At 70.0% G+C, this 13,934-nt stretch carries 15 protein-coding genes; 4 read left to right on the plus strand and 11 right to left on the minus strand.

Features of this window, described 5'->3' with window-relative positions; all coding sequences use genetic code 11:
• Positions 1-33: 33 nt before the first annotated feature.
• From ACESMY_RS07555 to ACESMY_RS07590, 8 genes are all read right to left on the minus strand, one after another.
• The gene (locus ACESMY_RS07555) at positions 34-1,272 is read right to left on the minus strand and encodes an RNA polymerase sigma factor (RefSeq protein WP_372783825.1); all 1,239 of its coding nucleotides are present in this window, start codon (positions 1,270-1,272) and stop codon (positions 34-36) included.
• A 4-nt stretch (positions 1,273-1,276) separates the two neighbouring features.
• Positions 1,277-1,633 (minus strand): YciI family protein, encoded by a 357-nt coding sequence (locus tag ACESMY_RS07560; RefSeq protein WP_372783827.1) that lies wholly within the window; start codon positions 1,631-1,633, stop codon positions 1,277-1,279.
• A 101-nt stretch (positions 1,634-1,734) separates the two neighbouring features.
• Positions 1,735-2,451: a DUF599 family protein gene (locus ACESMY_RS07565; protein WP_372783829.1), complete on the minus strand. Its 717-nt coding sequence runs from the start codon at positions 2,449-2,451 to the stop codon at positions 1,735-1,737.
• Positions 2,444-3,775: an MFS transporter gene (locus tag ACESMY_RS07570; protein WP_372783831.1), complete on the minus strand. Its 1,332-nt coding sequence runs from the start codon at positions 3,773-3,775 to the stop codon at positions 2,444-2,446. Before ACESMY_RS07570 ends, ACESMY_RS07565 begins: the two co-directional genes overlap by 8 nt.
• A gap of 132 nt (positions 3,776-3,907) precedes the next feature.
• Positions 3,908-4,060 carry a DUF3309 family protein gene (locus ACESMY_RS07575; RefSeq protein ID WP_372783833.1) on the minus strand — a complete coding sequence of 51 codons (153 nt, stop codon included), beginning with the start codon at positions 4,058-4,060 and terminating at the stop codon, positions 3,908-3,910.
• 81 nt (positions 4,061-4,141) lie between these two features.
• On the minus strand, positions 4,142-4,546 hold the full coding sequence (locus tag ACESMY_RS07580) for a DUF983 domain-containing protein (RefSeq protein WP_372783835.1): 405 nt from the start codon (positions 4,544-4,546) through the stop codon (positions 4,142-4,144).
• 111 nt (positions 4,547-4,657) lie between these two features.
• Entirely contained in the window at positions 4,658-6,139 is a 1,482-nt protein-coding gene (locus ACESMY_RS07585) for a hypothetical protein (protein WP_372783837.1), read from the minus strand.
• Between the two features lie 152 nt (positions 6,140-6,291).
• A complete protein-coding gene (locus ACESMY_RS07590) occupies positions 6,292-6,429 on the minus strand; it encodes an entericidin A/B family lipoprotein (protein WP_372783839.1) in 138 nt (45 codons plus the stop codon).
• Positions 6,430-6,531: 102 nt separating this feature from the next.
• Between ACESMY_RS07590 and ACESMY_RS07595 the strand changes: the two genes are divergently transcribed.
• The 3 genes from ACESMY_RS07595 to ACESMY_RS07605 all read left to right on the plus strand — a co-directional run bounded on the left by ACESMY_RS07595 (position 6,532) and on the right by ACESMY_RS07605 (position 9,241).
• Positions 6,532-6,909, plus strand: coding sequence for a DUF2784 family protein (locus ACESMY_RS07595; RefSeq protein WP_372783841.1), 378 nt, complete (start codon positions 6,532-6,534; stop codon positions 6,907-6,909).
• Positions 6,910-6,953: 44 nt separating this feature from the next.
• Positions 6,954-8,099, plus strand: a complete 1,146-nt coding sequence (locus ACESMY_RS07600) for a serine hydrolase domain-containing protein (protein WP_372783843.1) — start codon at positions 6,954-6,956, stop codon at positions 8,097-8,099.
• 101 nt (positions 8,100-8,200) lie between these two features.
• The gene (locus ACESMY_RS07605) at positions 8,201-9,241 is read left to right on the plus strand and encodes a hypothetical protein (RefSeq protein ID WP_372783845.1); all 1,041 of its coding nucleotides are present in this window, start codon (positions 8,201-8,203) and stop codon (positions 9,239-9,241) included.
• 19 nt (positions 9,242-9,260) lie between these two features.
• Here the strand turns inward: ACESMY_RS07605 and ACESMY_RS07610 are convergent, their stop codons facing one another.
• Positions 9,261-10,418 carry an amidohydrolase family protein gene (locus tag ACESMY_RS07610; protein ID WP_372783847.1) on the minus strand — a complete coding sequence of 386 codons (1,158 nt, stop codon included), beginning with the start codon at positions 10,416-10,418 and terminating at the stop codon, positions 9,261-9,263.
• Positions 10,419-10,506: 88 nt separating this feature from the next.
• Positions 10,507-12,312 carry a translation elongation factor 4 gene (lepA, locus tag ACESMY_RS07615; RefSeq protein WP_372783849.1) on the minus strand — a complete coding sequence of 602 codons (1,806 nt, stop codon included), beginning with the start codon at positions 12,310-12,312 and terminating at the stop codon, positions 10,507-10,509.
• A 205-nt stretch (positions 12,313-12,517) separates the two neighbouring features.
• Between lepA and ACESMY_RS07620 the strand changes: the two genes are divergently transcribed.
• On the plus strand, positions 12,518-13,234 hold the full coding sequence (locus ACESMY_RS07620) for a DUF1134 domain-containing protein (protein WP_372783851.1): 717 nt from the start codon (positions 12,518-12,520) through the stop codon (positions 13,232-13,234).
• 35 nt (positions 13,235-13,269) lie between these two features.
• Here the strand turns inward: ACESMY_RS07620 and plsY are convergent, their stop codons facing one another.
• Positions 13,270-13,932 (minus strand): glycerol-3-phosphate 1-O-acyltransferase PlsY, encoded by a 663-nt coding sequence (gene plsY, locus ACESMY_RS07625; protein WP_372783853.1) that lies wholly within the window; start codon positions 13,930-13,932, stop codon positions 13,270-13,272.
• Between the last annotated feature and the right edge of the window lie 2 nt (positions 13,933-13,934).

The following is a 13,934-nucleotide window of genomic DNA, read 5'->3' on the forward strand; positions in this document are numbered from 1 at the left end:
CCTTATTCCAAGCGCCGGGCCAGAAGGGAAGGCTCAGGCGCCGAGCGCGGCCAGCCTGCGTTCCAGGAACAGGCGTTCGGCGGGAGCGGGGTGCAAGGCGAGCGCGGCCTTCAGCGCTTCGGCCGCCTCGGCGTCCCGGCCGGCCTTGGCGTAGAGGCCGGCGCGGGCGGCCTGGTAGGGAAGCCAGGCGGCGAGACGTTCCGGACCCTCGACCGTGGCCAGCGCCGCCAGGCCGGCCTCGGCGCTCTGCGCTTCGGCCACCGCCACCGCGCGGTTGACCGCGGTGACGGCGGAGGGGCGCACGGCCATGAGGATGTCGTAGAGCGTGACCACATCGCTCCAGGGCGTGGTCCCGATCTCCAGCCGCGAGGCGTGGGCGGCGTGGATCGCGGCCATCAGCTGGTAGGGGCCGCTGCGTCCGAGCTCGGCGGCCCGGCGCATCAGGGCCACGGCCTCGGCGATCAGGCGGCCGTCCCAAAGCCGCACGTCCTGCTCGGAGAGTGGGATCATGGCGCCGGCGGCGTCGAGGCGCGCGGGGCGGCGGGATTCGGTGAGCCGGACGAGCGCCGCCAGCCCCAGCACCTCCGGCTCCTCAGGCAGCAGTTCGGCCAGCAGGCCGGAGAGCCGCAGGGTCTCGGCCGCCAGGTCCGCGGCGTCCGAGGCGAGGGCGGCGTCCTCATAGGCCTGGGCGTAGGCGATCTCCAGGGTGGCCAGGACGGCGTCCAGACGCTCGCCCCAGGCGTCGGGCTCGGGGATCTCGAAGCCGATCCGGGCGTCGCGGATCTTGCGCTTGGCCCGGGTCAGCCGCTGCAGCATGGCGACCTCGGTGGTCAGCCAGGCGCGGGCTATGCGCTCCACCGACAGGCCGCAGAGCGTGCGCAGGGTGAGCGCGATCCGCGCCTCGGGAGCCAGCGCCGGGTGGCAGCAGACGAAGATCAGCCGCAGCCGCTCGTCGGGGATCGGCTCGAACGCCGCCATCAGGATGGTCTCGGGGTTGGGCGCGGGTTCGGGGGCGTCATGGACCGCCGTCTCGCGCACCTTGGTCCGGCGGCCGATGTCGAAGGCCCGCCGCCGCCCGACCGCATAGAGCCAGGCGGCCGGATCGCGGGGAACGCCGTCGCGCGGCCAGGTCTCCACCGCGCGCAGGCTGGCGAAGGCGAAGGCCTCCTCGGCCATGTCGAGGTCGCGGAAGCGGATGGCGAGCGCCGCGCGGATGCGGTCGCCCGCCTCGCGCACGGCCTCGGCCAGGATCTGCGCCGCATCCCGCGCCATGGGCCTACATCACATGGACGGGGCGGACTTCGACGGCGTAGTTGGGGCCGCCCGGGATCTTCTTGCCCCAGGCGATCGCCGCATCCAGGTCGGGCGCCTCCACCAGGTAGTAGCCGGCGAGCTGCTCGCGGGTCTCGGCGTAGGGTCCGTCGTGCAGGCTCTGCGAGCCGGCCACGGTGCGCACGGTCGTGGCGGTGGCGGTGGGCTGCAGCCGGTTGCCGCCGACCATGGCGCCTGCCTCCTGCAGCTCGGCGCCCAGCCGCATGTGGGCCGCGGTGATCTCCTGCAGGACCGCCGGCGCGGTGCCGGTCGCGGGATCCCAGAGCTTCTCGTCGGTATAGATCAGCAGCAGATATTGCATGGGTCTCGTCCTCTTCAGGGGCCAGCTTGGCCGACGCGAAGGGCCGCGTCATCTGAGAGACGCGCCGCCTGGCCGGGATTCGACCGGGCTTCCTGCCTTTCTCAGGTGGGGGGCGCGGGCGGGTTTTCCAGCAGCTTGCGCAGGTCGGCGATGGCGTGGGCCGCGGGCGAGCGGCGCTGCCGCCAGACCAGCAGGGTGACGGCGCCCAGGGTCGCGGCGATAAACGGGATCGGCCCGAACAGCCAGGCCGCGGCGGCGAGCGCGAAATAGTAGCCGCGGACCCCGGAATTCACCGAATGGAGCGCCGGGTTGAGCAGCCGGCCGGCCGCGTCCCCGAAGGCGTGGTGGGTCGCATCGTCCGCCCGCTCGGGCGTGGCCCCGATGGCGGCGAGGACATAGTTGAGCTGACGGATGCCCCAGATGAAGTCGAGCAGGCCGCGGGCCAGGGTCAGCAGCACCAGCGCGAGCTGGCCCTCGAACAGGAGCCTCGAAGAGCTGTTGATCGCCACCAGGCTGGAGACGTTGCGGTAGCTGGTCTGCCCCCCGAACAGCACGCCGGCGAGCGCCGCGATCAGCAGCAGGTTGGAGGAGGCGAAAAAGGAGGACGAGCTCAGCGCCTGGGCCAGCAGCTGGCCGTCCATGAAGCGGTTCTCGCGCCGCGCCATGTTGTGCATCCAGGCGGTGCGCACGACCATGAGATCGGTGTTGATCACCGCCCCGCCGCGCCGGCCCATGAGGTTCAGGAACGGCTGGTAGAACAGCCAGCAGACGCCGAACAGGCTGACGGCGGCGAGGTTCAGGGGGCTGAGCTCAATCATCGGCGATCAGGCTGGTGACGTTGGTGTTCCGCAGGCGTGCGGCGGCGATGGCCCCGACGCCCATGACGACGGCCACATAGATATAGAAGCGGCTTTCGACGTGGGCCGCCTTGAACCATTCGGCGATGTATTCCGCGGTGCCGCCGAAAAGGGCGTTGGCCAGGGCATAGGGAAGCGAGACGCCCAATGCCCGCACATGCGCCGGGAAGAGCTCGGCCTTGACCACCGCGTTCACTGCCGAATAGCCCGAGTGGCAGAGCACCAGGATCATCACCAGGCCGAAGGCCACGAGCGCCGAGCCCGCATCGCTGATGGCGGTCATCACCGGATAGGTGGCCAGCGCGCCCAGCCCCAGGCCCACGGCCATGGTGGTCTTGCGCCCGACGATGTCCGACAGCCAGCCGACGCCCGGCTGGATCACCATGTAGAGCACCAGCACGCCGGCCATGATCGCCGTGCCGGTGTCCTTGGAGAAGTGCGCGGTGTTGACCAGGAACTTCTGCATGTAGGTCGTGTAGGCGTAGAAGGCCAAGGAGCCGGCGGCGGTCAGCACCAGGACGATCCAGAACTCGCGGGGATGCTGGCGGATCAGCGTCATGGTGCGGCCCCGCTCGGAGGTCGCCGCCGTCTCGTTGAGGTAGGAGCGGGTCTCGTCGAGACCGGTGCGGATCCAGAAGACCACGATGGCCAGCACGCCGCCGACCGCGAAGGGGATGCGCCAGCCCCAGGCCGCCAGGTCGGCCTTGGAGAGCACGTGCTGCAGGACCACCAGCACGACGAGCGCCGCGACCTGGCCGCCGATCAGGCTGGTGTACTGGAAGGACGACCAGAAGCCGCGATGCTTCGCGCCGGCCATCTCCGACATGTAGGTGGCGCTGGCGCCATATTCGCCGCCCAGCGACAGGCCCTGGACCAGGCGCGCGGCGAGCAGGCCGAGCTGCGCCAGGACGCCGATCTGGGCGAAGGTCGGGAGGATGGCGATGGCGAAGGAGCCCAGGCTCATCAGGGCCACCGACAGGGTCAGCGCCGCGCGCCGTCCCGACCGGTCGGCGTAAATCCCCATCAGCCAGGCGCCCGCCGGCCGGGCGATGAAGCCGGCCGCGAAGATCGCCGCGGTCTGCAGCTGCTGGGCGGTCTGGTCGCCCTTGGGGAAGAAGTGGGCGGCGAAATAGAGGCTGGTCGAGGAATAGGCGAACCAGTCGTACCACTCGACGAGGTTGCCGGCCGACCCGCCGAGGATCGCCTTGATGCGCTTGAGCGCCGACATCGGCCCTGGGGTAATCGGCCCAGGGGTCGCCTCCGCCGTCGCTCCGCCCTGCGCCATGCATCCCCCGCTTGTTGCGGGGAGATGCTAGGCGATTTTCAGCCGCGAGGCGCCCGAAAATCGCCCGGCAAGGACTCCGTGAGCGTTCGGCGGCGCCGAACGCCGGGTTGGTTCGCTACCTCAGGGGCTGCGCTAGATCTTGCCCAGCAAGACCAGCACGATGATGATCACGAGGATCAGGCCGAGACCGCCGCTCGGATAGTAGCCCCAGCTGCGCGAATGGCCCCAGGTGGGCAGGGCGCCCAGCAGCAGCAGAACCAGGATGATGATCAGGATCAGGCCCACGCGTCTCTCCTCCGTGTGATGTCGGCTGCGCGAGCAAACGGACGGTCACGGTAGAGGTTCCGGCGCGGATCGGCCGGCGGGCTAGTCGGCGGCGTCGGCGGTGTGCAGGTGGGCGTCGGTGTCCTTGACGCCCATGGCGTACATCAGCCCGATCCAGCCGCCCTTGATGCGCGGCAGCAGCGCCAGCGTCAGCGCCGCCAGCGGGATCAGGATCAGCGGCAGGGAGTAGGCCGGGTTCGAGCGCCAGACGATCGGGAAGAACAGCATCGGCGCCACCACCAGGTGGCCGACCAGGAGGATGGTCAGATAGGCCGGGCCGTCGTCGGCGGGATAGCGGGCGAGGTCGGTGTCGCAGACCTCGCAGCGGCCGTTCACCTTCAGGTATTTCCAGAACAGCTTGCCCTGGCCGCAGGACGGGCAACGTCCGGCAAGGCCGCGGAACAGCGAACGCCTCAGTGGATGGACGATCTCAGCCATGGCCAGCATATGGGCCCCCCGCGAAGGAAAGGAAAGCCGGCCCGGCGAATCCGCCGCACCTGTCGCAGAGGATGGTTTCTCCCGGCGTCTGTGAGGTTTTGGCCGGCCGCGCCGCAGCCCCTAGAGGGGTGCTGCCAGGGCGGCGGCAGCGGCCAGGGCGCCGCGCGCCCGCGCGATCACCCGGGCGCCTCCGTTCGGCGTTGTCAGGGCCTCGACGATCAGCCGGGCGCTCAGCGAAAGACGAAGCGCGGTCAGCGGCTTGCCGTCGCGGACGCCGACTGAGACCGCCTGTCCCAGATGCACCGGCGAGGCCGCGCGCATCAGCCCGCGATGCAGCGCCTGCGTCTGCTCGGGACTCGGCGGCCCACGGCGCCCGAGCGGCAGGAAGGAGAAGATCGTCTGCTGCGCGTCCCAGGCCCCAGGCGCCGTCCGCCGCAGCAGGGGCGCGGGGAGCGGTTCCAGGTTTCCGGCCTCGCCCATGGCCTGCGAAACCGCCGCGCCGAAGGCCGCCAGGAACCCGGCCACGCTATCCTCCGGCAAGCTCCGGAAGGCGGCGAGTTCATGCAGCGCGGCCTCCCAGCGCAGCATCATCCCGGGGTTGGGCCGATCGGGGAGCAGGCGGCGTCCGAGCCAGGCTTCCGGCCAGTCCTGGCGGCCGCAATAGTCGCCCAGCGCGGGCAGCAGGGCTCGGTGACGCAGCGCTTCGGCTTCGCCCGGCGGCACGAGGAGGGCGCCTGAAAACGCCGGGCCTCCGAGGAATTTCGATCCGGTGACCGCCACCAGGAAATCCCGGCGCAGATAGTCGGCGAGCGTCGCGTTGGAGATCCGGAACTGGCAGGCGTCGACCAGCACGCTCACCGCGCCGGCGAAGCGCGCCTTGAGCCGGCTCGCGCAGTCCGGGCTCGGCGCGACCAGGCCGGTCTTCGAGACATCGACGAGGCTGAGCAGCACCCGCGCGCCGCCTTCTATCGCCAAGGCGCAGGCGCGCTCGAAGTCCGCGTCGACCGCTTCAGTTGGCCGCGGGACGCCGCTCGGTTCGCGGACCGGGATTCCGATGGCTTCGCCGCACACGGCCCCGGCCAGCGGCTCGCCGGCGTCACCGGCCCGGCCGTGCGGCGTCAAGGCGGCGAACCGGCGGCCCCGGACCGCGTCCGGCACGCCGCGTCCCGTCTCGGCGGGAGCGGCCAGCAGGGCGGTCAGCGGGCGGCGGCCGTCCGAGGCCAGGGTGGCGGCGATCAGATGCAGGTCGGTGCCGGACGCCGCGAGGATCAGGTCACCGGCGGCGGCCTCGGGCAGGCCGCACAGGGCGGCCAGGCGCCGGCGAAGGCCGGTCATCTCCTGCGCGTAGGCGTCGGCCGGTCCGGCGGTGATGCGCGCCGCGGCCCGGGCGGCCGCGTCGTAGGCCGAACCGGAGATCACCGAGGCGGTGGACGATCCGAATGCGGCGAGGCCATCGTGGGGCGCCGCCGCGCAGCCGTAGCGGTTGAGGCCGGTCTGCGGGTCGAGCACGATGCGCTCGTCACCTCCGGCGGCGAGCAGTCCGGCGATCCGTCCAGGGTCCGGACGGCCGTCGATCGATGTCAGGACAGCAGCTTGCGCCATACACGCGTCCGGGACGGTCACTCGCCCCTAGGGTGCGGGCGACCCACATTCGCCTGGAATAGGTGTTGTGCGCGTTAAGGCTGGGCCACTCGGCCTGAAGCCGTGCGGGGAACGGCGGGCGGCGCTTCGCCGCCGCGCCGCATCCCCCGCGATTAGTGCTTGGCGTCGTCAGCGGTCTGGGTGACCGCCTTGCCGGCCGCCGAGACGTCCTTGCCGGCGCCGGCGACGGTGTTGCAGCTCGCCACCAGCAGGGCCGAAGCCGCGGCCACCAGAACGATCAGTTTGCGCATCGAAAATCTCCCCGAAGATTGGGCGGGATTTCACCGGACGGAGCGCTACAGTCAAGGTCTGAGGTTGGCCTTGGTGCGCTTTCGCGTTCTTCTAGCGTCATCATGAGCGCCGCCGCCGCCGCCCTGCTTGTCCTCGCCCTCCATTTGGCGGTGATCGCGTTCAATGTTCTGGGCCTCATCGCCATTCCGCTCGGCGCCGCCTTGGGATGGCGTTGGGTCCGTGTCCGCTGGTGGCGGATCGCGCACATCGCCTCCTGGAGCGTGGTGGCGTTGCAGGCCCTGATGGGCCGCGCCTGCTTCCTGACGCTGTGGCAGGATCGGCTGACAGGAACGAGCGGACCCCCGTTGATCGAGCGCTGGGTCAACCGCCTGATCTACTGGCCGCTGCCGATCTGGGGGTTCGGGGCGGCCTATCTGGGGTTGTTCGCCGCCGTCGTCGCCTTGTGGTGGCTGGTCCCGACCCGCAGGGTGACCGCCTAAGCCCGCTCCTGTAAGGGGGAAGGCGACGACATGAGGAGACGGCCATGGCCGACGGTTCCGTTCAGGGCTTCACCCAGGATCGCTACGCGCCGGTGCGCGAGGCCTTCGAGGAGAACTTCGCCAGCGGCGCCGACGTGGGCGCCTGCTTCTGCGCGACGCTCGAGGGCGAGACGGTGGTCGACCTCTGGGGTGGCTTCGCCGACGCCGCGAAGACCCGGCCCTGGGAGAAGGACACCATCGTCAACGTCTATTCGACCACCAAGACCATGACCGCGCTCTGCGCCCTGTTGCTCGCCGATCGCGGCGAGCTCGATTTCGGTGCGCCAGTCGCCCGCTACTGGCCGGAGTTCGCGGCCAACGGGAAGGAGGCCGTCAAGGTCAGCCACCTGATGAGCCATTCGGCGGGGCTGTCGGGCTGGACGGAAGAGGTCACCACCGAAGACCTCTACGACTGGCAGAAGGTCACCGCCCTGCTCGCCGCCCAGGCGCCCCTCTGGACGCCGGGAACCGCGGCCGGTTACCACGCGATCACCCAGGGCTACCTGGTGGGCGAGGTCGTGCGGCGGATCACCGGCAAATCTCTGGGGACCTTCTTCCGCGAGGAGATCGCCGAGCCGCTGGGCGCCGACTTCCACATCGGCCTGCCGACCTCGGAAGACGGCCGCGTCGCCGAGCTGATCCCGCCGCCCCCCGGCCAGGCCGCGGGCGACGGCCAGCAGACCAGGATCCAGGCCGTCAGCTTCAACAATCCGAGCGTCGATGTCTCGGCCACGCGCACCCGGGGCTGGCGCGGCGCGGAAATTCCGGCCGCCGGCGGGACCGGCAACGCCCGCTCGGTCGCCGAGATCCACACCATCCTGGCCAACGGCGGCATGGCCAGGGGCAAGCGCTTCATGTCCGAGGCCGGCTGCCGCAAGGCGCTGGAGCTGCAGATTGAAGGCCAGGACCTGGTCCTCACCACGCCGGCCCGTTTCGGGATGGGCTTCGGCCTGGGCGGCGGCATGATCCCGTTGCCCAACCCGGCCGACAGCATGTTCTGGGGCGGCTACGGCGGCTCGCTGGTGATCATCGACATGAAGGCCCGCACCACGCTGGCCTACGCCATGAACAAGATGGCCGGCACCACCACCGGCGACCTGCGCGCGCTCGGCCTCGCCATGGGGTTTTGGGGTGCGCTGGGGGTGATCTAGCCGAAAACCGGAGCCGCCATCGCGGCCGTGGCCCCAGCGGCCCGGAAGGCGCATAGTCGGCCAGGAGCTATCGCCTACCGGGACAAACAGGGGGTGAGCAGATGGCGTTTTCGATCCGTCGAATTCAGACGTGGGCGCTGGCGGCCGGGGTGGCCGCCGCCCTGCTCGCGGGCTCCGCGGACGGCCAGGCCTACAAGGCGCCGCGCAACGGCTTCGGCCAGCCGGACTTCTCAGGCGTCTGGACCAACGCCTCGATCACCCAGCTCGAGCGTCCGGCGCAGTTCAAGTCGCTGGTGATCACGCCCGCCGAGGCCCGCACGCTGGAGCAGGGCTACGCCCAGGCGGTCTCGGCCGACGCCAAGCCCTCGGACCCGAAAGCCGGCGCGCCGAGCGCGGGCACGGACCCCGGGGGCTACAACACCTTCTGGATCGATCCCGGAACCAAGATCGGCGCGATCCGCGGCCAGCTTCGCAGCTCCTGGCTGATCGAGCCGGCGGACGGCAAGCTGCCCTACAGCCCTGAGGGCCGCCGCCTCTTCCTGGCCGAGGTGCGGAAGATCTCCGGCGCCGCCGACGATCCGGAATATCGCCAGGTCGCCGAGCGCTGCCTGCTGGGCTTCGGCTCGACCGCCGGGCCGCCGATGCTGAACGTGCTCTACAACAACACCTATCAGATCCAGCAGGATCGGGACCACGTGGTCATCCTGGTCGAGATGGACCACGACGCGCGGATCATCCGGCTGGGCGACCGCACGCACCTGCCGGCCCATATCCGCCCCTGGATGGGCGACAGCGTCGGCTGGTGGGAAGGCGACACCCTGGTGGTCGAGACCACCAACTTCAATCCAGGCGAGGTGCTGAGGCCCGGCATCCCGACGACCATCTTCGTCTCGAAGGACGCCAAGGTGACCGAGCGCTTCACCCGCGTTTCGGCGGCCCAGATCCTCTATGAGTTCAAGGTCGAGGACCCGACCGCCTACAGCAAGACCTGGCGGGGCGAGATGCCGCTCAACACCACCAAGGGACCGCTCTACGAATACGCCTGCCACGAGGGCAACTACGCCCTGCCGAGCATCCTGCGCGGGGCGCGGCGGGCGGAAGAGGCGGCGGGCAAGGCGCCGGGGCCTGGCGGGTCGCGCTAGCGGCTAGGGCCGCGCGGCCCTAGCCCTCCATCCGGAAGAGCGCCAGGGCGGTCTTGCCGAGGATCTTCTGGGCGTCCTCGAGCGCGACGGCCTTGAAGACCGCTTCGATGGCGCTGCGGGTATAGCCGAAGGTGCTTTCCTGGTGCGGGTAGTCGGAGGACCACATCACCCGATCCGCGCCGATCCGATGCAGCATCTCCAGCCCCACAGGATCGGTCATGAAGGTCGCGTAGCAGTGCGCCCGCCAGTACCAGCTCGGCGGATGGGTGAGCTTCGGCGAGACCATGGTCGGGAAGGAATTATAGATCATGTCGGCGTCGTGGAGCATGCCGGGGATCCAGGCGAGGCCCGCCTCCACGAACACCACCTGCAAGCCCGGGAAGCGGTCGAAGACGCCGCCAAAGGTGAGCTGGGCCCAGTTCTGGCGGAAGCCCTGCATCTGGGTCAGCACCGAGACCCCGACCGCGCCCGGCTCGGCGGTCGGGATCGCCTCGCCGATGTGGAAGGCCAGCGGCAGGCCCGAGGCTTCGATGGCCGCCCACAGGGGGTCCATGCGGCCGTGGTTGTACTGGATGGTGCGGCCGTCGGCGAACTTGCCGGGTTTGATCGGGACCATCAGGCAGCGCGCGCCCAGCTCGGCGCAGCGGGCCACGCTGTCTTTCGCGGCTTCGGGCTCCCAGTAGCTCGGAACCATCACCGGATAGCAGCGGCCGTTGGAGCGGGCGCAGACCTCGCCGATGTGTTCGTTGTAGGCGCCGAACACGTGGTCCTTGTTCTCGATCTCGCCGAACGTCATCAGGCCGAACAGCCGTTGCGGGAAGATCAGCTCCTTCTCCACGCCCTCGATGTCGAGGTCGGCGATCCGCGCGTCGAGGTCGGTCAGCCCCGGGTAGCATTCGAGCGCGTTGCAGAGCGCCGCCGCCACCGGCTCCGGCGTCATCGACCGGCCGGCGATGGAGAGGTCCCAGCCGCCGTCCCGGAAGAGCATCCGCGGCGCCTGGTCGCGCAGGTGCGGCGGGAAGCGGTCAACCCAGAGGTCCGACTCCAGCATGTGGCTGTCGGCCGAGACGATCCGCGTGCCGGCCGGCCAGTCGCGGGTCCTGGCCTGAGGCTGTCGCGCCGTGGCGACCGCTAGGCCCACCTGCTCGGGGATCTCGAGGACGAAGCTGTCGGCCATCGCGGCCTCCCTGCGCGTCTCTAGGACGAGCGAAGGCTATGCCCGGGCGCGTAGGCCCGCAATCGTGACCCAGCGTCAGGCCACGAGCCTAGTCCGCGTCCATCTTCAGGGCCGCGATGAAGGCTTCCTGCGGGATCTCGACCTTGCCGAACTGGCGCATGCGCTTCTTGCCGGCCTTCTGCTTGTCGAGCAGCTTGCGCTTGCGGCTCATGTCGCCGCCGTAGCACTTGGCGGTGACGTCCTTGCGCAGCGCCCGGACGGTCTCGCGCGCGACGATCCGGCCGCCGATCGCCGCCTGGATCGGGATCTGGAACATGTGCGGGCTGATCAGGTCCTTCATCTTCTCGACCATGCCGCGGCCCCTGGCTTCCGCGCGGTCGGCGTGGACCAGCATGGAGAGTGCATCGACCGGCTCGGAATTCACCAGGATGGTCATCTTCACCAGGTTGCCGACCCGATAGTCCTCGATCTGGTAGTCGAAGGAGGCGTAGCCCTTGGAGACGCTCTTCAGCCGGTCGTAGAAGTCGAACACCACCTCGTTGAGCGGCAGGTCGTAGACGACGAGGGCGCGGGAGCCGACGTAGGAGAGCTCGCGCTGCGAGCCGCGGCGGTCCTGGCAGAGCTTGATCACGCTGCCGAGATATTCGTCGGGCGTCAGGATGGTGGCCTTGATCCAGGGCTCGGCGATGGTGGCGATCTTCACCGGGTCGGGCATGTCGGCCGGATTGTGCAGCTCCACCTCCGAGCCGTCGATCAGGCCGATCTTGTAGATGACGCTGGGCGCCGTCGCGATCAGGTCGAGGTCGAACTCGCGGGAGAGCCGCTCCTGGATGATCTCCAGATGGAGAAGGCCCAGGAATCCGCAGCGGAAGCCGAAGCCGAGCGCCGCGGAGGTCTCCATCTCGTAGCTGAACGAGGCGTCGTTCAGGCGCAGCCGGCCGATGGCGGCGCGCAGGTCCTCGAAGTCGGCGGCGTCCACCGGGAAGAGGCCGCAGAACACCACCGGCTGCACGTCGCGGAAGCCGGGCAGGGCCTCGGCGGCGGGGCGCTTTTCGTCCGTGATGGTGTCGCCGACCGCGGCCTGGGCGACTTCCTTGATCTGGGCGGTGATGAAGCCGATCTCGCCGGGGCCCAGGCTCTCGACCTCGGTGCGCTTGGGGTTGAAGACCCCGATCCGGTCGATCAGGTGGGTCGAGCCCTGCTGCATCATCTTCACGCGCTGGCCGGAGCGCAGCGTGCCGTCGATCACCCGGACCAGCACGACGACACCGAGGTAGGCGTCGTACCAGGCGTCGACCAGCAGCGCCTTGAGCGGCGCGGCGGCGTCGCCCTTGGGGGCCGGCAGGCGGTGGACGATGGCCTCCAGCAGCTCGTGGATGCCGACCCCGGTCTTGGCCGAGGTGAGGATGGCGTCCGAAGCGTCGAGGCCGATGACGTCCTCGATCTGCTGGCGGATCCGCTCGGGCTCGGCGGCCGGCAGGTCGATCTTGTTGAGGACCGGGACGATCTCGTGGTTGTTGTCGATGGCCTGGTAGACGTTGGCCAGCGTCTGGGCCTCGACGCCCTGGGACGCGTCGACCACCAGGATCGAGCCTTCGCAGGCCGCCAGGCTGCGGGAGACCTCGTAGGCGAAGTCCACGTGGCCTGGCGTGTCCATCAGGTTCAGGACATAGGTCTCGCCGTCGTCGGCCTTGTAGTTCAGCCGCACGGTCTGGGCCTTGATGGTGATCCCGCGCTCGCGCTCGATGTCCATGTTGTCGAGCACCTGCTCGGTCATCTCGCGCTGGGTCAGCGCGCCGGTCTCCTGGATCAGCCGGTCGGAGAGCGTCGACTTGCCGTGGTCGATGTGCGCGACGATGGCGAAGTTGCGGATGTGGGAAAGCGGGGTGGTCATGTTGCGCCCGCGTCTAGCACATTCCTTCGCGTGTGCGAGAGAGACGCCCGCGCCTTGGCGCGGCCTGGGCCTTCGCGTGTGCGAGAGAGACGCCCTATCGCAAGCGGCCGCCGCGCCGAAACACGGTTAATCGGGCGTTAAGACGACATATTCCAAGAACAGCCTGGGCGGGCTGGAATCGAATAACGCTGGAGGACTTGCGCCCATGGACCGTCGAACCCTGATCGTTTCGGGCCTCGTCACCCTGGGCGCCGCCGGCGTCGCCAGGGCCGAGCCTATCCAACTGCCGCCGGCCCGGCCGCGCGATGAGGGTCCGCAGCTGCGCGACGACCCGATCAATCCGCCGCCGCAGGCCCCGCCGCCGCCCAATTCGACGCCGAGCTATCCGACTAGCGGGCCCACCGGCTCGCCGCCATCCGACGGCCGGCCGCCGCACGCCGAGCCCTATAGCCGCGACGAGATCGTCAACTCCGTCTCCGACTTCCTGGGCGTCACCGCCGAGGCGGCCGGCGGGGCGGTCGAGCGGGTGTTCAAGAACAACGGCCGGCCCACCGCCTATATCGCCGGCCAGGAGGGCTCAGGCGCGATCGCCGTCGGCGCGCGCTATGGCCGGGGCCTGCTCTACATGAAGGGCCGCGAGCCGATGGAGGTGTTCTGGCAGGGCCCCTCGGTCGGCTGGGACTTCGGCGGCAACGCCAGCCGGGTCTTCACCCTCTGCTACCTGCTCGACGACCCGAAGGACATCTTCCAGCGGTTCCCCGGCGTCGAGGGCTCGGCCTATTTCATCGGCGGCCTGGGCGTGAACTACCAGAAGGCCGACCAGATCGTGCTGGCCCCGATCCGCGCCGGCGTCGGCTTCCGGCTGGGCGCCAACATCGGCTACCTCGCCTACACGCGCCGCCGCAGCATCATTCCGTTCTAGATCCAGGCCCGACCGGCTGATCTGACTTAGGGCGCTTAGGGGCTGCTCTGCCCCAGGCGTGGCTCTGTTCCGGCCAGCAGCCGCTGGATGTTGGCGCGATGGCGCACGATCACGTAGAGGCCGCCGGCGATCACCAGGACCCGATAGGCCGCCGGCTGCGGTAGGGCGCAGACGAGGGCGATCGCCGTCAGCGCCCCCAGCATCGAACCCAGGGACATGATCCGGGTGAGCGCCAGCACGACGCCGACAGCGATCGCGGCGCCCAGGCCGACCGGCCAGGAAAGCGCCAGCAGGACCCCGAGCCCTGTCGCCGCGGACTTGCCGCCCGCGAACTTCAGCCAGATCGAGCGGCTGTGCCCCACCACCACGGCAAGGCCGGCCAGGCAGACCGCCCAGGGCGCCAAGGTTTGCAGATCGAGCCCCGCCGGCGGCGTGACGGATGGCAGGGTGTAGAGCCAGGGATAGAACCAGCGGGCGAACACGATCGCCGCCGCGCCTTTCAGCACATCGACCACGAGCACGGCCAGCGCCGGCCATGTTCCCAGGGTCCGCAGGACGTTGGTCGCCCCGACGGATTTGGAGCCGTGCTCCCGGATATCGATGCCCTTGAGCAGTTTCCCCGCCAGGTAGCCGGTGGGCAGAGACCCGAAGAGATAGGCGACCCCCAGTCCGGCCAGGCTCGCGATCCAGAAAATCATCG

It is taken from the genome of Phenylobacterium sp. (assembly GCF_041691455.1).
GTDB lineage: Bacteria > Pseudomonadota > Alphaproteobacteria > Caulobacterales > Caulobacteraceae > Phenylobacterium.